We start from the raw sequence: 19,989 nt of genomic DNA, 5'->3' as shown, positions 1-19,989 counted from the left end.
CGCCCATCAGACCTCCGAAGCGTCTCTCTTGCTGTCGGTTTTTCGGCTGTGTGAGTTATGTGAGGATGCTTTTGCCTGCCCGCCTGAACCATTCCTGAACCGAAAGACAGTCTGCACCGGCCAGTTCTCCAACGATGGCTTTCATGAAGAGCTTGTCGCCAACGTGCTCCCCGAGCGAGCGGTACGCTTCAAACTGAGCCTCCGTAAAAAACTGGTTGGCCGTCGGATGATGCGGAAAGGCGGGTTCATCCATACGGTAGCGTCGAATAAACTCCCCCTCGTTGCCTGTCAGTGAGAGCTTCACGTAGATCAGATAGCCTATGCCGGGCGGCTGCGTGGCGGTCCCGGGATAACGAATACGACACATCTGGAAGTGAGAGCGACTCAAGCCGTCCTTGCGAAGGCGAAGATCGTCGAGATCAATCTCAAGCGAGATGTCTAGGTCGATTGACGCGAGTCGCTGAAGCGTGGTGAGCGCGTGAAAAGTCATTGCGGGGTCATGCTCGCCGTCTACCGCGACGATATACTTACAGCGGCGTCGCAACAGTTCGTAGACTCCCAGATTCTCGATGTGACCGCCATCGGTGACGTTCAGATATCTGCCTCTTTCGTGGATATTTCCAAACATCTCGCTCAACAAATACCATACCCCTGGCGTGCCTGTGGGACAAGCCTTGGAGTAGAACGGATTCTTTAGCCAGTACCCGAGTCTCACGTTGAGCATCGCCAGCCAAAACGTTTGGTATTGTTTCGTTTGCAAGCCCATTAGAGGTGACGTTGCCGCGCCCGATGTGGCCATCGCGGTGCCCACATCAAGCCCGCTGTCAAGTCTTTCCCAAGCCTGCGTTTTTGCATAACCGGTGAGAGGACTGCCGCAAAAGTCGCGGCTGAACATGAAAAAATCGGTCAGTCGGCCTTGCATCGCTGGGCTGTCAGAGGCCGGTACGTTTAGTGCGGCGTTCATCAGGTGATACGGTGCACGGGCCTGCGGATTCATCTCAGACAACTTGATACGGACGCCGCTGTCAAATGGCTGGTCGGCGTTCGGATCGCGCGTAGGCTGAATCAGAAACGTCTCAGCGAGCTTTCGGCGATAGTGACGATGGGGTGAGGTGAAGTTAATGTCGAGCGGCACACATACGAAGACAAATACGACCAGGAGCACGAGTCCTAGCTGACTTGCACGAGCCGATGGCATCCACGCATACGCTCCGAGGTTCGGCCCCGCACCTGTCAACCACTGATAGATCAAGAGTTCCAGCCCGACGACGAACACGGGCGCCACGCATCCCGCGATTACTGCAAGTGGAATCTGTATTCGTGCATTACGACGTCCGAGCAAGGCAATGACGCCTGCGCTTACCACTGGTATTGTACCGGCGGTCATGAGTGCCGCGGTGTAAGGTGATATTCCATGTCGCCCTGTGTCAAAGAAATCGACATGGCGATGTAACCATCCAAGCGCCTGCCAGATGACCAGTAAAAGCAGGGGAACTGCTAGCCAAGCGAGTACTGCATCGGCACGATGTCGGATCGACGGGGCGATTCGTACGAGCAAGGGCAGAATGATCGCAGTTCCCATCAATAGTGCTGCAACCACAAAACCAAGGTGGAAGTCAGGGAGCCGCGCGCCAACAGTGTTTCGTGCGAGATACTCGAAGAGCGCGAGCAGTGTGGGAATCAGTGCAAGTGCGATGCTGTTGACTAGCATTCCGTATATCTGCGAAGCGGCCATGACAATGCGCTCGATCCAAGACGTTTGCAGATATTTGCTGTGATGGCGCAGGTGGCGAAGGGCTTGGGCTTCCCCTTCTTCTTTTAAAAATGGGCGCTGCGTTGCATACAAACCGAGATTTTGCACACGACTTTCCGTGGCATCGCCTTTGGTGGAAAGAAACGTCGTCAGAAACGAGCCCAGATAGCCACCGCCTGACACCGTTGACAGATAATCGAAGTCTGGTAGCAGATTGCGCCGCGCGAGTGCGATCAACACGCCCAGCGAAAAGGTGGCTGAACGAATGCCGCCACCGGAGAGGGCAAGTCCAGTGGCGTATTCCCGGTCGAATTTAACGCCATAGGTATTCCTACGTGTTTTGATGGCCTCACGTTCGGCCGCGTTCATTGCGTTTGCTTGTGCTTTCTGGACGTTGCTGCCGGTCGGCGGGATGCCCCATTGTAGGGGCGCTGCCATCTCGCCTTCGAACCGTTCACTTACTTCGTCTCCTACGGAGCCAGGCAAGGGCCGCTGGCCATCCCGTATCTCTAGCAGCAGTTCGTCGAACAAGATGAGTAGCGGCTGCAACTCCTCGAGATCACTTCGGAACTCGTCTGTGTCGTCCAGTGCGCTAAGTGCGCCGGATAGGTTGCGTCGGTGCCATTTCGCCGTGAACGGGCGCACGTGAGCATTGAGCACGTGCCAAGCGAGGGTCTCGAAGTGGGTTGCGCCGAAGTACCTGTCCTGAATCTCGCGCGCACTGCCGAAGAGGCGGTAAAGACTTTCTAGCGCTGCGCTTTCGATGCCGTCCCCGTAGCGCAATGGTTGGGTGGCGACACGTGTAGCGAGCTGTGTATGAAGTTCGGCAGCCGCCCTCGAGTCGGCTTCTTCCGGCATCCACTCATTCTTCCCGGAGCGTTGAAGGAAGACATCACTAAAGAGTGCTGCTCTTTTCGTCCGGTATCCATCGAGACGCTGTTTCCAGGTCGTCACGTCATTCCCCTGTCGGTCACTGGCTGAGCTCCTTTGCCAAGCCCGATGCAATTGTTGGTTTCGTGCCTGTCAGCAAAACTTGATCAGCGTACGGACAGCCATTTAGTTTCATTACAGCCTATGAGTGATAGCTGCCGACTTCGCCACCGAGCACGGCAATAACGATAGCACGGCAGGCGGTCGCAGGGCGGGATTGCGCTCTGTTGGGCAAACAGCTCGATTTTCGATCGTCACCCGATCCAGGCTTCCCATCAACGCTCGGTGAGCGGGCATGTTCCGAGCCAGAAAATGCCACTCGTCAATTCCACCTGATGCTATATCAACTTGAAATTGCGTCTGACACCAACGCCGTTTCGCGTAACGTTTCCACACATATGAAAATGACATACTGCGGGGTCTTAGGAGCACATTCCGCTCGACCGAGATATCACTCGATCCGGCCTTCCGCGATAAGTTGGCTGATGCAAGCCTCCGCAACGGTGTTTGACACTTTCAGTTCCGACGCAATTCTCTTGTGTTCATGCCGCGGCCATTTGAGTCGGGGACCTGACGGCAGGTGTTCGTAAACTCGGCTCAGAAGCCAACTAGTGATGTGTTCGCGCGCCCAGGCAACAAGACGGTCTGCCTGCTCCCGCATTGGTGATTGGCTGGCGGCCGTTAGGTTCGTCTTGAGCGAGCCGCGAGAAGGCTTATGATCAACCGGTGACGGCGAATCCAGGCAGCGAGGCAAGGACGTTCTAAAAAAACGTGATAGCCTTGTCCGAGTTTTGGTTCTTTGCTGGAACATAATCACGAGCTGTTCGAAAGACGCGAGCCTCTTGACGATTGCCAGCGTACGATTTCCGATGACCTCGTCTGCCGCCTTGGATTTGAAGGCTTCTGCGCATACCGTCTGCGCGAGTAAGAGCTCTTTGCTCAAAGAAGTCAATGAGCTTTCGTTTCCGAATTCTGTAAGTCTGGATTGGTTTAAATGAAAAACGACATACTTAAAGATTGCCTGTAGGAGGTTTGCCATTTCTTTTGTACTTTGTCGGAGGGCTACAGTGTTTGCCGTCTCGCACGACATGGATACAGCCTTTGTAGCGCTCCTAAGATCATCGCAGAAACCCTGAAGTCTACGTTGACAATCACTTGTGTGAAGAAGTAGCAGCATGGAATATTGGCGCTCAGACGCCACCTTTCCGACAAACAGTGCGACAAGTGAGAGACCGGAGAAAACCACCATCGCACAGATAACGCGGCCAAAGCCGTGTGGAACCAGGTCGCCGTAGCCGAGCGTGGTGAAGGTAACAATGGTGAAGTAGAGCGCATCAAGCAAAGATCCGTCATTCGTTCCATTCGATGTCACGATTCCATGACCATGAGGGGAAGCCACGTAAAAATACACAGTCGCACTTGTCAAAACAGCCAACGCAAGGAAAAACAGACGCGCATAAGACATTTCATCAATTAACCGACCAAACGGGGTCGTCAGTGGTCCCTTGCGATGAGGTCCTTCTATCTCAAGAAACTCTTCTAAGTTTTCGCTTTCTGTTGTCATGGTTGCCTCTGGCACTGTGCGAAGGAGGAGGTGTCTCATCATTGGATGTGCATGTATGGTCATTCGCGCGAGGAAAAACGGAATAAATGACGATTCCTTGATCTCACATCCATGTGGCGAGTCACTGACAATAGCGATTTCGTCTTCATGTGATTTGTTTGGTCCTCGCGATCCGATTGAGCGGATCGCGTAGCATGAGGTAACAACCGGACAGGAAAATGTACCCTTAAACGGGAATCTTTGATTAATGGCTAGGGCAGTTTACTAAAGCAACTTGACTCAATTTGGTTTCCAGCCCCTTGGTAATCTCTTCAATGTTAGATTTGACGCCATCTCGCCGCGCGTCCCTGGAAGCACGGGCCTCGCTGGAGAAAAAGCGTTCTTGAATGGAATGCTTCGCTGCCTCCCCTGTGGCCACCAGATCGAACCAGTCACCATCGAAGACCGGCATTGGCTCGGATTGGCCTTCTTTGAAAGCGCATGCTTTCAACGGATATAAATCTATTACTTCGATAAGACGTTTGTCGAAGGTGAGCAAGGCGGGGAAAAAGTAACGAGCTTGCGGCGCGGGCTTGAACGTCATCGCCTCCTCTAGCTGCCGTACATGCCACAAATCCCACGCCATACCCCCAAGCAGTCGAAATAGATCCGGCTTACCTTTCTGAATTTTCCCGAAGAAAGTGAGGTCTTGACCGCGCTCAAAATAGGCGCGCGCCAATGCAGTTTCGCGACCGTTCATAATCGCCATTACGGAGTCGCAGAACTCCAAAAACTGAAGCATTTTGTTAGCAAGGCTCGCCTTCGGTGAACTCAACTGAATCAATGCCATCTGAAGAAGATGGCAGTATACGAATTGATATCGGAAAGTTAGTCCGCGAGTAAATCGATCGTCATCGCGATCCGCAAACATCCGAGCGATGTGCTCCTGAGCCCGCTTCGTCAAATCGGGATCCGACAGCACCGAGCGCGCTTCTCCCCGAGATTGGAGCCACTGCGTGTCGAGCGTCCGCAATATTTCGTACACTCTCAATTTGGCGTAGATCCGATCTGCGGCCCCCTGATCATGCAAGTTGTGAACATTCTCTAGCATATAAGGAATTGGATCGACCGAGACATCGTCGCGCGCAATGAAATCGAAAACCTCCTTCATGTCGGTGGGCAATCTCGCAATTGATTTTCCACTTACGAATGGCTCAAGGTAGCTTACTGCTTGAGTGTCCAGCGATATTGAGTAATCTATCGGATATGTGGCCTTGCCACTGCGCATTTCGCGAACGGTTTCAGTGTCTAGGACCACTACCCGCTCGGTATTGAAAAGACTGCGTATCGACGCTCCGCCAGAGAATGTTCGGTTAACTGCGAAGCCGGGCGCCGCTCCACTCTTTGCCGCAAAGACAAATTTGCAACCATCGAGCAATGGACCGGCTTGCGTGAATATTTCTAGGGCCTCCGCGAGGCTGTCTGAATTGCAAACTCGAGCCATCAAACTGCGAGTAAAAATTTCATTTTCACGGTTCACCCATCACCCTCCAAAATCGTTGCGCGCGAAGATCGGTCGGTCGGCTTCGGGGTCCTTTGACGTCACATTCGATGCCATTGATCAATTCCAGCGATAGCTGGATCAAGCTTCAGCCGTTTTATATAGCATTCCTTCAGTCGCCGACGTGAAAATGTCAGCCATATCAAAGTGGCGCGTCAGTTACTGGTTTACGGCTGATGCTATCGACGACTTGAGGTGCCGGCGACTCGATAGGCCGAACACTGTGTTCAATACTCGTGTCAGATATCTAGCTACGCGCATCGCTGGTTTTTGAGTGCCTTGAGCGCTGCTGCACAAATGCTCTGGGTTCAAGGCATAGTTGTTGACGCGCACGATGGTACGTCGGACCCGGCTGATCTCGGATAAGACCATACAAGGGCCACACGGTTAAATTTTTCTGTAGGCTCGCTTGAGCGGCGCCGACGGATTCAGGATCAGGTGGGGGATCATCGTGTGCGTTGCAATGGAGCTGCTTCACATTCCTGTACAGACTTTGCTCCGCAATCTCGGTTTATCGAGTTCGACAGTTTTGCGCAAAATTTCTAGGAAAGAGCGCTTGTCCAGCGATGCATCAGATCGCGCTAATTGGTACATAAACTGTACGGCGAATTCTTGTCCGCGCTGTCACTTGGCGCCGGCTGGTGGTATCGGCACCCGCGTTGCTATATCGCTAACGTTTGGGTCGCCATTCCGGCAATTCAGGAAATGTGGTTCGTTTTGAGACTTTTGCCGCGGCACGCAGGCGCTCCTTCATTTGCGGCGTCACAACAGGAATGTCACGTGATCGTCCTCGGCGGACCACGACCGTCGGCAATGATTTATCGCTCGTCCCTGAATCCTTTCCTTTTTGGGTCTTGCTCATACAGATTCCTCTTGCCAATACCCACCAGTGTGAAAATGTGCTCTGAATGGCGGCCAATACAAAGTGGCCTACCGTTACCTTTTCCGTCGCCGCGGGTTAGCTACGCGGCGCGCCTGTCGTCGAGGCGGTTCAGGAAGCACGAGCTTCACAACAGGCTTACCCGCACGGCAGACAACGAAGCTGCGTTTGGCAGTCAGCTTGGGGATCAGTCGCTCGATGCCGGACTGGGCACTCGACAGGCTTAGGTAGCGTTTCCTCATAACCCTTCCCGCGTCGGGTGTGGTGGAGAGATAATACGCCCACCTACGCGGTAGTGCCGTGATCGTTAGTTTTTGTTGGGCAGATTCACGCAGCTACGGCGAGTTGCTGCTGGTCCAAGGAAGCTGTTTCCACTATAGCCTGAAATTCTCTCAGCAGATCGGCCTGATTCTGAAATAGGTACTGACGGACAGGCTCGTTTTCGAGAAGCTTGGCAAGGTAGCTCTTCGCTAGCACCAAATTCAGGACATCCTGCCCGTAGGTCTGCTCGACAATCTTGTACTGACCCTGCAGATTGCTCATCTCGTGCTCCATCTTCGCCATCTGCTCTGGACCCACGCCCGTCAGTTTTGCGGGCTTTTTCCCATCAACGAGACGCGAAGCCGGCGTTGCAACGAGCAGCGCTTCTGCATACGACACGCTGACGTTGTTCGCCGCGACCATCAGTTCGACGCATTCAAGCTGTCGCGTTGGTTTCATTTTTCGAAGGGCGCGCACAAGCTCGGGCGAGAACTGTCGATCACCCAGGAGCAATGCTGCCTCCGTACATATGCCGTCCAGAAGTGTCATTCGTTTAATGATCTGGGACACGTCGACTGCGAGGGCTTTTGCCAATCGTTCGGGTGAGACACCGCGCTCGACCGCACGCCGGATCATATAGTGCTCTTGGATCGTTGAGAGCCGGTTGATCCTGTTGTTATATGTATAGCTTTCGTCGTCCGTAGATACGAGGCAGCTCGCCGTGATCTGTCCGAGGTCCTGCAACGCAATCAAGCGCAGATGTCCGTCGAGCAGCACATGCTGGCCCGAAGTCTGATCGGCTGAGGTCACGGAAAGCGGTTCGATGAGGCCGACCTCCTGAATTGAAGCTCTGATCTGTTTGAATTTCCGCGATTCGACCACGCCGGTCGGCGTTCGACGCGACGGCAGTATGTTGGTGACTGAAACGGATAGCGGCTCGGGAATGAAGCCCAACGTCACGCCTGTCATGCTGCGCTCCCACCGGGCCAGACGCGTTCAGCCAGATATTTAGGCAGCGTGCTCAGTCCTTCCGCGCGGAGGAGGTTCACGAAATTCTCGTCAGCCAAGAGTTGCCGGAGGCCTCCCACCACGAAGAGGAGTCGCTGCTGCGTAAATTCGGCCTTTCTGACCATCGCCTTCTGTCGCTCCACTTCGCGTTGATAAGTGCGTACGAGGCTCGAAGTCGTGACGCAGGTGACATTGCGTGACATGTTGCGATTGGCCGAGCGCCCAAGCGTTTTTCGTCGCTCAATCACGCGACGTGCGTCCATCAGCTGCCTGCCTCGAAGCTTTCCTGACTCGTACGCCTCCTGAAGAGCAGCCTGAATCGCCTCATCGTTGTCGCCAGCGCCGACGATCGTGAGAGCCGCATTTAGTGGAATCTGACCTTTTTCGACTGCAATAACGAGCCGTTCCTCACCCTGGTGCAGCAGCGTCAGTATTCCTTGCACGTACTGTTGCGTCAGCCCCGTCTTCTCCGCGATCGCCTTTGGCGCGTAGCCGCGCTCCTGCAGCTGCCGTATGCCCGCGAGCAGTTCCAGCGGCCGGCATTGCCGGCGCGCGATGTTCTCAGTGAGACTCATAATGAACGCGTCTTCATCACTCACGTTCACAACGAGGGCGGGAATAGTTGATTCACCAAGGGAGCGGAACGCTTTGAGCCTTCCCTCGCCACACACAAGTAGATATTTTTCGATCCCACTGGAGGTCGCACGCGGCGTGACGAGAATCGGTTTCTTCAGGCCGATGACCTTGATGTTGCCGACGATCTCATCGAAGACGCGGCTGTTGCGGTCACGCGGATTGATGACTTCGATCTGGTCAACGGGGATCATCCGAACTTCACCTGACGACTGATGCGGGATCATGCGGCTCTCCTCAGGCGAGCACGCTGCGCCATGCCGTACAGGTAATCCAGCGTATCGAAGCGATAGCTTTCGAATTCGATCGGGTTGTGATCCGCCAGGTGTAGGCGGGGCTGGCCGAAATCAAGGCGAGGCAGGAGGTAATAATCGAGCGCCGCTGCATTTTCGTGATCGAGTCGAACCGCTACGGTGATGTCTGGCAGCAGGCTGGTATCGAAGCGTACCTTCCAGTGATTGCGATCATCTCCGTGCGCCTGACAACGGGAGAGGACGATGCAAGCAGTGAACTCGTTGTTGACGGTGAGGAGGTCTGTGGCTGAATCTCGGGTTACAGCTCCACCGAGGTCCGTGATTTTCGTTTCAGTTTCAGCGACAATTTTCGGGTGAAGCTTCCGCAGAAATCGGTTCCTTCGACATACTGATAGTCACGACCAGGCGTGAACCCTACGGTCTGGTACGCTCGAATCAGACTGCCAAACCGATACGCGTAGACGGAGGAGGACGGCATTCCCTCGGTTTCGTCGATCACGACGCCGGAGAGAAAGCCTCGGCTCCGATAAAGATTTCTCAGACGCTCGATCAGTTCCTCGCATGAATAGCGCCGGGCGCGCGCCCGCATGATGCCCTGCGCCGTGTAAAAAGTTTCGTTCGGCACAATAGACTGGAACGCGCCGTCCTTGCGGATCCACATATCGGGCGGATTGACCACCCGCGCCTTCTTAAGCTTGAATGACACGCGGTTGTAGACGTTATTGCCAATGTACTTCTCGTTGGTCAACACCTCCCTTACAGTTGTGCGGGTCCATTCACGATCGAGGTCGGTACGGACGCGCATGCCGTTTAGGCGCGCAGCGATCTCGTACTCATTCAACGATTCGTCGATAAACCAGTCATAAATGAGATTGACGATCCGGATCTCACTTTGCGGCCCCGGCATCAGAATGACGCGATCCGTCTGTAGCGACTTGTGCTCTCCGCGTTGCAAATCGCCCTTCATGAGGCCATGCTGATCAACGAGCACGCGTCGCATTCCATAACCAGCTGGGCCACCCTGCCGGAAGCCAAGCTCGATTAGTCGGCACTGACCTGCGAACACTTTTGTCGACAATTCACGGCTGTACTCGCCGGCCATGGCTCGCTTGACGCCCTTGACTATCGTCGATACAGGCGATCCATCGTTCTCGAATTGCTCGGCGCAATAGGCCACCTGGATGCCGGCACGCCTGCAGATGTATTCGTAGTAGGCGCTTTCGTCGGCGTCTTGAAAACGTCCCCAGCGACTGACGTCGTAGACCAGGATGACCTGAAAATCCGCGACATGATTTTCGACGTCGTGAATCAACTGCTGCAGGGCTTGTCGACCGTCGAGCCGCAGGCCGCTTTTGCCTTCATCGGCATAGGTGCGCACGAGCTCAAGTCCGCGTCGGGCCGCATACTCACGAATCCGATCGCGCTGGTTCTCGGTCGAGTACTGCTGATGTTCAGTCGACATGCGCACGTATTCGGCTGCGCGCAGCGGTTGCGCCTGTGCGTTGTCTGCGTCGTCTGTGTGATCGAGTGCCACGGTCCTGCTCCAGCCAGCGTTGACGCCGTCATTTGTTCCCCGCTCGCGTTCACTGTCGGTCAGAGGGATCGCTGCGGTCCGGCAGAAAATGGTTTCTCCGCAGCGCCACGACGATCAAATGCGCGGGTACAGAACGAAGGTAGCAGGCAATAAACCGAAGTCGATCAGGTCATCTCTTTGCAATTATGTGGGGACAAGCTTCGGCGCCGATAGCACAGCGATGTGCACTGTCCACGCGTTCATCTTTGCAATGCCGGCTTCTACTGCGTCGCGCAGTATGTAGAACCCGGACGTGAGTGGCCGCGAGGGCTGCAACGCGTTCATGTTTGCAATTGGCTGGCAAAACCGATGCGCATTCCGTTTGCGCTGCATGACGCGATTGCGCTCGCAATACGTTGGATGGGTCGCGCGATACTGGCGCCAATAGTCTGGATGCCGGGCCAGCCAGTCCGCCTGTGCCCGGGCCTGGTTGTCGCGGTAGTCAGAATCCGTGCGAAGGCGCTGACGCTGCCACGCGCGTCGGCGAGCTCGCTGACAGGCTTCGGCTGAGCAGTACCGTTGATTGGGAACGTGCCGCAGAGGGGTAAACGCCGCTCCGCAGGCAGCGCAGGTTCGAGCCGATTTCATGACTAGGCTCCGCGTGATGACCGTGATGACCGTGATGACCGTGATGACCGTGATGGACGGCGCTGGCGCAGATCTCGGGCGATTTCACGCGGCAGGATGCCTCGAGAAGCTCTGCCGGACGCAATTGCGCGAGCTACCCACGGAGATTTTCCCTGTTCCCGACACGAATGCCAGACGCACTTTAACGAGCCCCACGTCAGCAGGCCCGCATGCACGCTCGCATTTGTGAACAGCTTCAATAATCGCGGGCCACTTCCGCGAATCCAGTCGTCCGATGACCCGGAGTACGACTCTCAGGAACAAAGTGCAACGAAATCTGGCTTGGCTCGACAAAGTGCAAAAACTTAGTTCCCCGGTGTGATTCCTCAATTAGTTCGATCCCCTGTTCTACCGTAGTTGGGGTGCAAAAAGAAGGTTCGAACTGAGTGCAAGAAATTGCTTCGTGTCTCAGTAGAAATCCCGAAACCCCGCGTAGCGTAAGGCTCGCGGGGTTTTTGTTTCCATTCCGGAATCATGAGTTCCGTCGACTGCCGGGGGCATTTTCTCCATCGCCTCCTTAAGTGCAAAAACCGGCCTCGCGCCGGTTTTTGCACTTCTACACACGGAAATCGGCAACCGCCTATCAACGCGTTGCCGCGGAGCCGCACCGATCCCTAACTCCTCAGGCAGACCGCGCGGCAAACCTCACTCAGAACCTATCCCACCCGTCATCAGCGCTCGCAACAGACACCGCCGACACCCCAACCGAACTCCCCACACCATTCGCCCCCACCAATGCCGCGACCGGCGCCACGCCCGTCGCTCGCGTGGCCCGTTGCGTTGTCGCCAACGCTTCCCGCCTCGGCATCGCGCTACGCTGAGCCAACGCCGGAGCATGAGCCGACACATGACCGGACGCATGCGCAGACCCATAAACCGGAGCCGCAGCACCCGCCCCCATCCCGCCGCTATTCACCACCTGAAAAAACGCCACCGCTTCGCTCAACTGCTGCCCCTGATCTTCCATCGAGCGCGATGCGGCCGCGGCTTCTTCCACGAGCGCGGCGTTCTGCTGCGTGACGTTGTCCATCTGCGTGATCGCGAGATTCACCTGCTCGATGCCGCGGCTCTGTTCGCTCGATGCTGCCGCGATCTCCGCCATGATGTCGGTTACGCGCGCGACGGCCTGCGTGACTTCGCTCATCGTCTTGCCCGCTTCGCTGGCGAGCGCCGAGCCGTCGCGGATGCGGTCCACCGAGTTCGCGATCAGATCCTTGATCTCCTTGGCCGCGCTCGACGAGCGTTGCGCGAGGCTGCGCACTTCGCTCGCGACCACCGCGAAGCCGCGTCCCTGTTCGCCTGCGCGAGCCGCTTCGACGGCCGCGTTCAGCGCGAGGATATTGGTCTGGAACGCGATGCCTTCGATCATGCCGGTGATGTCCGCAATCTTCGTCGAGCTATCGCTGATCTGCTGCATCGTGTCGACGACCTGGCCGACCACCACGCTGCCTTTCTGCGCGACCGACGACGCGTTCGCCGCCAGCGTGCTGCCCTGCTGCGCGTTATCGGCGTTCTGTCTGACCGTCGACGTCAGTTCCTCCATGCTCGACGCCGTTTCCTGCAGCGAGGCGGCCTGCTGTTCGGTGCGCTGGCTCAGGTCCATGTTGCCCGCCGCGATCTGGCGTGCCGCGCCGGCAATGCTCGTGCTGCTGTCGCGCACGCGCGTGACGATGATGGTGAGCCGCTCGTTCATCTCGCGTAGCGCGCCGAGCAGTTTGCTGGTTTCGTCGTGGCCGTCGGCGCTGATGCGCGTGCGCAGATCGCCTTGCGACACCGTGCGTGCGACGTCGATCGCAAAGCCGAGCGGTCCGGTCACCGCGCGCGAGATCAGCCAGCACGAAACGATCGCGAGCGCGATGGCGGCGAGGCAGATCGCGATCAGCAGATTGCGCTGATTCTGATAGTGCTCGGCGTAGTCGTTGATCAACTGCTCTTGGCGGGTCCGCGTGTAGTCGGCATAGGTATCGGTCGCGCGGATCAACTGGGCGAGCAGCGGGCGGCAGTTGTCGTCGATGTCGGTGACCGCGTCGTCGCGCTTGCCGGCGAGCGCGAGATTGACGATGCGCGTGGCGACCGGACCATACGCCGCCTCGATGCGATTGATCTCGGCGACGAGACTGCGCGCCTTCTCCGACGTATCGGTCGCGTTCGCAATCATCTCGTTCAACTGTTTCAGGTGCGCCTGCACGTCTTCGTGCGCGCGCATCACGTCGGCCTTTTCTATTTCGACGTCCTGGGGTTTGGTCACGAGCACGAGATTGCGCGCGGCGATCGCGCGCCGGTCGATCGCCGTTCGCACCTGCACGACCATGTCCGCGCGCGCATTGATGCCGTGCACGTAGTTGGTGAAACCATCGGTCGAGTCGCTTAGCGCTTTCAGCGAAAGCCCGGAGACGGTGACGACGATCAAGGAAAGCATGCCGAAGCCGGCAATGAGCTTGCTTCTGATGGTGAGGCGATTGAGGATCACTTTTATTCTCTCCAATAACGAAACATCGAGCGATTCGTATGGACTCTCAGGTCCGGACATGGGAACGTTTCTACGAGGACGCCGTACTTCCCGACGGCTTGACGTCATACCCCGGCAGGCATTGCGCGTGAGCGCTGACCGGCGAGGGCATCCCATTTACCGGTTATCGGATCGGATGCCGCCGGACTTGATAGAGATCGGAATTTTTTGCGCACGCTTGCCCGCGATGGCTGAAGGAGGTGGAAAATTGTGCGGCCTTGCTTCTATTTAGGCGCATGATGAAAACCCGACCTTTCGATCTGATTGCAGCGGGGCGGGCGTTGAAGTCGAGGAGCGCGGGGGGCTTCGTCCGGTTCCATCGCTGTGCAGCGTTTGTTTGTGTTCGTTTACGCCGATCGGCCGAGGTTGAGGTAGTCTTGCTGAAACCCTTCGTTCCCCGGTTTCGCGCGCTTGTGGTTGCCTCCCGACGAACGAACCCGTCGCTGCGCGAATGCCGGCTAGTTCGTTTCCACCCATGCGATCAATACCGGATTCCGTCAGTCGAGATATTCGCGCCGCGCTAAGCGACCTGGACGGCGCGCGCGAATGGATGGCTTCGATCTGCGGTCCGCACGGTCTGCAGGTCAGCCGGCCGGAGCGGCTGCGGTTTCACCAGTCGGGCACCGTGTTGCGGTCGATGGCGACGACGCTCGGCTTTGTCGAGTACGGCACCGACGTCACGGTCGCGGTGCGCGAGAACAGTCCGCTGAACTGCTATAGCGTGAGCCTGCCGATGGTCGGGCAGCAGGAACTGGCCGCGCACGGCAAGACATGGCTGTCGGATCAGGACTGCGGGTTGATCGTCAGTCCGCAGGAGTCGCAGGACCTGGCCATCACCGGCAATTGCCGCAAGCTGCATGTCGCGATTCCGCGCGCCGCGCTTCAGCAGGTGCTGCAGACGATGCTGCAACGTCCGCTCGACGCGCCGCTCGTGTTCCACCCGACATGGACGCGGCGGCCGGCGAGCAGGGCACGTGGTGGCGCATGGTCAAGTTTCTCGCCGGCGAGATGGAACGCGCGGGGGCGCTCGGGCAGCTCTATATGTCGAGCGAATTCGAACTGACGCTGCTCAAGGGGCTGCTGCTGTCGCAGCCGCACAACTACTCGGCGCAACTCGCCAATGCGTCGGCCGTGACGCCGCCGCATTACCTGATCAAGGCGCGCCAGTTCATTCACGACAACGCGCGCGAGCCGATCACGCTCGAAGAGATCGAGCGCGCCTCGGGGGTGTCGCGCTTCAAGCTGTTCGACGGATTCCGGCAGTATTTCGGCTGTGCGCCGATTGCCTATCTGAAGCGCTACCGGCTCGAATCGGTGCGGCGCGATATTCTCGAAGACCGTTCGGTGCGCAATATTTCATCGGTTGCGCTGAGTTGGGGGATGTCGCATCTCGGCCGCTTTTCGACCGAGTACAAGGCGATGTTCGGCGAGTCGCCGTCCGATACGCTCAAGCGCGCGGCGCGCGTGCCAGTGAAGCGGGGCTGATTCGCCGGCCGCGAGTTCGCCTGACACTCGCGCATTCGCCGTCAGCGTTTTGCCAAATGGAATCGTCCCGTCCGATCGCCTTGCGACGACGGAACGGGACGCAAAAGAAACACACACTCAAACACAACTGCAAACAGAACCGCAGCGGGAGCGCGACGGAAGAAGCCGCGTCACATCACGCGCTTTACCGCGCGTTGCTTTCGCCAAACTTCTCGTAGTACAGCCGGTAGTCCTGAATGCCTTGCTCGGCGAGCCAGGTCTTGATCGCTTCGACCATCGGCGGCGGGCCGCACACGTACATGTCGAAGCCATTTGCTTCGAGGAACGAACGGTCGAAATGTTCGGGGATCAGCCCCGTCTTGCCCGACCATTCCGGCACGGCATTCATCACGACCGTTTCGACCGCGAAGCCCTCGATGCTCGCCTTGTAGCCGTCGATGCGCCCGGTTTCGCACAGGTCGGCCGCATTGGTGACGCCGTAGTACAGATGCACCGGATGCACGCAATTGCGCTTCGCCGCAATCTCGTCGAGCATGCCGAGGAACGCGGAGAGTCCCGTGCCGCCCGCGACCATCACGAGCGGACGCTCGATCTGACGCAGATAGAACGCGCCGAGCGGTGCCTCGAATTCGACCGTGTCGCCGACCTTGCAGCGCTCGCGCAGGTAGTTGCTCATCACGCCGTCGGGCAGCAGGCGAATCAGGAACTGCAAATCGTTGCGCGTATTCGGATGATTCGCGAACGAGTACGAACGCCAGTCCTCGGTGCCGGGCACCTTCACGCGCGCGTATTGCCCCGGCAGAAAATCGAGCTGACGGGCATGCGCGCTCGCATCGAGACGCAGAACCGCGGTCGTCGCCGACACGAGTTCGACGCCGACTACGCGCGCCGACACGGTGCTCGTGCTCGCGCCTTTGCACAGCGTCGAATCGAAGTCGAAATAGAACGACGCGTCCGACTTTACGCGCGTCTGGCACGAGAGGATCTTGCGCTCGTCGAGGTCGGCCTCGCTGAGCGTTTCCTCGTCGACGTAATCGAGCGTGTAGTCGCCCGATTCGCAGCGGCCTTGGCAGGTGCCGCACACGCCTTCGCGGCAATCGAGCGGAATGTTCACGCCGTGGCGCAGTGCCGCATCGAGCAGCAGCTCGTTCGGGCTCACGTCGAAGAACGCGGTTTTGCCATCGGCAAAGCTCAATGCGACTTTATGTTTCATCGTCGTGCTCCCGCTTACAGATGGTAGAAGTCCAGCACCGCGTTGATGTGGTCGTTCAGCAGCAGCACGTGCTTGCGCGTGATCTTCCAGCTATCGCCCGACGGCCGCAGGTCGTACACCGCGCGGCCGTAGAAGTAGTCGGTCGAGCCGTGGCGCGTGTAGAGCGTCGACCAGTTCACGTTGGCCTCGACGCCCGCATCCGCGCGCTCGCTCAGACGCACGTTGCTGATCTGATGCATGGTGCGCGGCAGCGGCGTCGACGCGGCCGACTTGCCGGTGCGCAGACGGAACACGCGGTCTTCGAGACCGGAGCGGTCCGAGTAGTAAATCAGCGACATGCCCTGCTTCGGGTCGGTCGTGTAGACGTGTTCCGAATCCCACTGCGGTACGTGAAACACGCTCTGCGGATCGAATAGTTCGAGGTAGTCGTCCCATTGCTGCCGGTCGCATAGATCGGCTTTCAGATACAGAAACTGCTCGATGGCGTGCTGGAGCTGGCTCATGCCTGTTCTCCCTGCGATGCGATGGATTGGTCGAGGCCCTTGAGGATCGTGTCGCGCCATGTGCCGTGCTGGTTCACGTAGAGCCCTTCGTGGGTCAGTTCGGTGCCGGTCAGGTTCGGGGCGATGCCGAGCAGCGTCGTGTTCGCGGTCGCGCTGCTGGCCCACTTGTGATGGCCGCGCGAGATGTCGCTCCAGCGTTCGAGCCGTGCCTGGAAGCCGCGCTGCTGCTCGCGGAATTCGACGAGGTCGTCGGGCGTGCCCATGCCGGACACGTTGAAGAAGTCTTCGAACTGGCGGATGCGGTTCTCGCGATCCTTCGCCGACTCGCCCTTCACGCCGATGCACTGGCTGATGATCTCGGTCTTGTTCCAGGCGAGCGGCCGCACGATGCGCAGCTGCGAGCTGATCTGGTCCATGAAGAAGAGGCTCGGGTAGACGTTCAGGTTGCGCAGCCGGTGCATCATCCATTCGGCCTTGCCCTGGCCGTAGGCGTCGACGAGGCGCGGCATCACGCTCGCGTAGCCGGGACGCACTTCGGGGTTCGGCATGTCGCTGAACAGCACGCTATGGCCGTTTTTGAACGCGAACCAGCCGTCGTCGGTTTCGTGGTCGCCGGCGCCGAGCTTGCTGTAGTCGAGCGTGCCGCTCGCGCTTTCGCCGCTGCCGCCGTTCTTCGCATTCGATTCGATGCGATGCTGCACGGTCGCCACGTAGTTGTAGTGCACGGTGCTCACGTGATAGCCGTCGAGACCGTTTTCGTTCTGCAGCTTCCAGTTGCCGTCGAACGTGTAGGTCGACTTGCCGGGCAGCACTTCGAGCTCGCCGGTCGGCGACTGCGCGACCATCATGTCGAAGAAGAGGCGCGCGTCGCCGAGATAGTCTTCGAGCGTGTCGGTGCCGTCGACGTCGAGGCTCACGAACACGAAGCCCTTGTAGCTCGCGATACGCGCTTTCTTGAGGCCGCGCGCCGACTTGTCGAAGTCGTCGCAGTACTCGCCGGGTGCCTTCACCTTCACGAGGCGGCCGTCGTTCTTGTAGCACCAGGCGTGGAAGGGGCACGTGAAGGTCGACTGGTTGCCCTTCGTCATGCGCGTGAGCGTGGCGCCGCGGTGCTGGCACGCGTTGATCATCGCGTTGAGGTTGCCGGCGCCGTCGCGCGAAATGATGAGCGGCTGGCGGCCCGCGCGCATCGTCAGGAAGTCGTTCCTGTTGGGAATTTCGCTTTCGTGGCACGCGTAGATCCAGGCCTTCTCGAAGATGTACTCCATCTCGAGCGAGAACAGCTCGGGCTCGGTGAACATTTCGCGGGCAATCCGGTAGACGCCTTCCGCCGGGCGGAAGTCCAGACAGCCGCTAACGAATTCGCGCCATTGGCTGGCGCTGCGCTTTTCGCTCATGAGGTCTCTCTCCTTGTGTCCAATCGTTTGAACGTGACAGGCTCGATTGAATACCCAAGTGGCGAGGCGAACTATCCGGCCAATTTGCATTCGCTATCCGGATAATTCGACGGCGGCCGGACAGGCGCGCGGGCGGCCCGGAAGGCGCTCAGTCAGGCGGCTGGAAGGTGGCGGGGCGAGCGTCGGAAAACGGCCCGAAAACGGCCCGACGGTCGCCCGAAGCCCCCGACGGCGGGCCGCCGCGGCCTTGCACGGCCTTTGCGTGGCTTGGCGCGCTTGCCGCCCACGGCCGGCCCCGGCGCCAGTTCGCAAAATCATGCTTCTTCGCGTCATGGCGGGCGCTCGCGTCTGCTACCCTACCGGTTCAGGGGACGCGTACTCCGGAGATTCGCGCGGGACGCGGCCAATACCGTTCACGCGCGTGGTCGAGCGCAGGTTTAAAACGAACAGCAAATGGTGACGCGCCGACCGAACGCCGTGATTGCGATCAGCATCGTGCTAGCGGGTGCGATTCTCGCGATCGCCGTCTGGTTGCTCGCGCAGATGCGCGACGACGCCTTGCGGCGCGCGCAGGACTCGGTCGACAACGTCTCGCTGCTGGTCGAGCGCGACGTGTCGCGCAATCTCGAGATCTACGACCTGTCGCTGCGCGCGGTGATCGACGGACTCGAACAGCCGGGCGTGCTCGAACTGCCGCCGACGATTCGCCAGATGGTGCTGTTCGACGGCTCGATCAGCGCGAAGGACATGGGCTCGGTGTTTGTGCTCGACGCCCGCGGCAACGTGCGCTTCGATTCGCGTACGACCGAGCCGCAGCCGGGCAATTTCGCCGACCGCGATTACTTCAAGGTGCATCGCGATAAGCCGGATGCCGGCCTCTTCATCAGCCATCCGTTCGGCCCCGAAGGTAGCGTCAGCGATAAAGACCTGCGCATCGCGCTGAGCCGGCGCATCACGCAGCCGGACGGCAGCTTCGGCGGCGTGGTGGTCGGCACCATGCGCCTCACGTATTTTCACCGCCTGTTCGATGGCATGAAGCTCGGGCCGAGCGGCTCGATGGCGCTGATGCTCAACGACGGCACGATGCTGATGCGCCGTCCTTACGATCTGAAAACGATCGGCATCAACCTGACCGGCACCGCGAACTATTCCCGTTTCGTCCAGCAGCCGAGCGGCGACTTCTTCGGCACGGCGGCGATCGACGGCGTCGAGCGCTGGTACGCGTTCCGCCATATCGACATCTATCCGCTGATTCTCGACGTCGCGCTGTCGACCAACGACATCTACGTCCAATGGCGGCGGCGCGCGTGGATCATCGGCACGCTGATCGCCGGGCTCGACGTCACGATCATCGCGCTCGCGATCCTGTTCGCGTACCAGTTGCGCTTGCGTCGCGCGGCCGAGGAAGAGCTGCGCGAACTCGCGCGCACCGACGGCTTGACCGGGCTGAACAACCGCCGCGCGTTCGAGGAACACGTGGGCGAGGAATGGCGCCGCGCGCAGCGCAACGGCTGGCCGCTCTCGCTACTGCTGATCGACGTCGACAACTTCAAGGACTTCAACGACCTGTACGGCCATTCGGCCGGCGACGAAGCGTTGATCGGCGTGGCGCGCTGCATCGCGCAAAACGTGCGGCGCCCCGGCGACACGGCCGCGCGCTACGGCGGCGAAGAGTTCGCCGTGCTGCTGCCGGACACCGACTCGGCCGGCGCGCGGTGCATCGGCGAGCAGATTCGCGCAGCGGTGCAGGCACTGCAATGCCGCCACGTGGCGAGCGTGCACCACGTGCTGACGGTGAGCGTCGGCGCGGCCACCGCGTACGGCACGGCGCTCGCGACGCGCCGCGCGCTCGTCGACGC

Annotated in this window: 13 protein-coding genes and 1 pseudogene; 3 read left to right on the top strand and 11 right to left on the bottom strand. The window is 58.8% G+C overall.

Annotated features, from left to right (window positions below):
• Positions 1-55: 55 nt before the first annotated feature.
• The 8 genes and pseudogenes from G3N58_RS09415 to G3N58_RS09380 form a co-directional block, all read right to left on the bottom strand.
• Positions 56-2,707, bottom strand: a complete 2,652-nt coding sequence (locus tag G3N58_RS09415; RefSeq protein ID WP_346778255.1) for a patatin-like phospholipase family protein — start codon at positions 2,705-2,707, stop codon at positions 56-58.
• Positions 2,708-3,134: 427 nt separating this feature from the next.
• Positions 3,135-4,247 (bottom strand): potassium channel family protein, encoded by a 1,113-nt coding sequence (locus tag G3N58_RS09410; protein ID WP_205999017.1) that lies wholly within the window; start codon positions 4,245-4,247, stop codon positions 3,135-3,137.
• 244 nt (positions 4,248-4,491) lie between these two features.
• On the bottom strand, positions 4,492-5,766 hold the full coding sequence (locus G3N58_RS09405) for a hypothetical protein (RefSeq protein WP_346778254.1): 1,275 nt from the start codon (positions 5,764-5,766) through the stop codon (positions 4,492-4,494).
• Between the two features lie 691 nt (positions 5,767-6,457).
• Positions 6,458-6,649 (bottom strand): hypothetical protein, encoded by a 192-nt coding sequence (locus G3N58_RS09400; protein WP_205999016.1) that lies wholly within the window; start codon positions 6,647-6,649, stop codon positions 6,458-6,460.
• Positions 6,650-6,994: 345 nt separating this feature from the next.
• Entirely contained in the window at positions 6,995-7,897 is a 903-nt protein-coding gene (locus tag G3N58_RS09395) for a plasmid partitioning protein RepB C-terminal domain-containing protein (RefSeq protein WP_205999015.1), read from the bottom strand.
• Entirely contained in the window at positions 7,894-8,796 is a 903-nt protein-coding gene (locus G3N58_RS09390; protein ID WP_241017050.1) for a ParB/RepB/Spo0J family partition protein, read from the bottom strand. The genes G3N58_RS09395 and G3N58_RS09390 overlap by 4 nt, the downstream gene beginning before the upstream one ends.
• Positions 8,793-10,357, bottom strand: a pseudogene (locus tag G3N58_RS09385) (recombinase family protein). The gene G3N58_RS09390 and the pseudogene G3N58_RS09385 overlap by 4 nt, the downstream one beginning before the upstream one ends.
• 1,315 nt (positions 10,358-11,672) lie before the next feature.
• Positions 11,673-13,493 (bottom strand): methyl-accepting chemotaxis protein, encoded by a 1,821-nt coding sequence (locus G3N58_RS09380; protein ID WP_205999014.1) that lies wholly within the window; start codon positions 13,491-13,493, stop codon positions 11,673-11,675.
• 589 nt (positions 13,494-14,082) lie between these two features.
• On the opposite strand from G3N58_RS09380, the gene G3N58_RS34120 reads away from it, so the two are divergent.
• Both G3N58_RS34120 and G3N58_RS34115 read left to right on the top strand, forming a co-directional pair.
• Complete coding sequence (locus tag G3N58_RS34120) at positions 14,083-14,595, top strand: hypothetical protein (RefSeq protein ID WP_241017049.1); 513 nt, start codon at positions 14,083-14,085, stop codon at positions 14,593-14,595.
• Entirely contained in the window at positions 14,574-15,017 is a 444-nt protein-coding gene (locus G3N58_RS34115; protein WP_241017048.1) for a helix-turn-helix domain-containing protein, read from the top strand. Before G3N58_RS34120 ends, G3N58_RS34115 begins: the two co-directional genes overlap by 22 nt.
• Before the next feature lie 184 nt (positions 15,018-15,201).
• Here G3N58_RS34115 and antC read toward each other — a convergent pair whose 3' ends face one another.
• Genes antC through antA form a run of 3 tightly spaced genes read right to left on the bottom strand, consistent with a single transcriptional unit; the run spans position 15,202 to position 18,130 of the window.
• Positions 15,202-16,230 carry an anthranilate 1,2-dioxygenase electron transfer component AntC gene (gene antC, locus G3N58_RS09370; protein ID WP_205999013.1) on the bottom strand — a complete coding sequence of 343 codons (1,029 nt, stop codon included), beginning with the start codon at positions 16,228-16,230 and terminating at the stop codon, positions 15,202-15,204.
• Between the two features lie 14 nt (positions 16,231-16,244).
• Complete coding sequence (gene antB, locus G3N58_RS09365) at positions 16,245-16,733, bottom strand: anthranilate 1,2-dioxygenase small subunit (RefSeq protein WP_167042270.1); 489 nt, start codon at positions 16,731-16,733, stop codon at positions 16,245-16,247.
• Positions 16,730-18,130 (bottom strand): anthranilate 1,2-dioxygenase large subunit, encoded by a 1,401-nt coding sequence (antA, locus tag G3N58_RS09360; protein WP_167042272.1) that lies wholly within the window; start codon positions 18,128-18,130, stop codon positions 16,730-16,732. The genes antB and antA overlap by 4 nt, the downstream gene beginning before the upstream one ends.
• Before the next feature lie 453 nt (positions 18,131-18,583).
• Here antA and G3N58_RS09355 point away from each other — a divergent pair.
• A partial coding sequence (locus G3N58_RS09355; RefSeq protein WP_205999012.1) for a sensor domain-containing diguanylate cyclase occupies positions 18,584-19,989 on the top strand: 1,406 nt, incomplete at its 3' end.

Origin of the sequence: Paraburkholderia sp. Ac-20342 (assembly GCF_017104985.1) — a bacterium.
Classification (GTDB): Bacteria; Pseudomonadota; Gammaproteobacteria; order Burkholderiales; family Burkholderiaceae; genus Paraburkholderia.
Note: the sequence above shows the minus strand (reverse complement) of the source record. Positions and strands in the feature narration are given on the sequence as shown.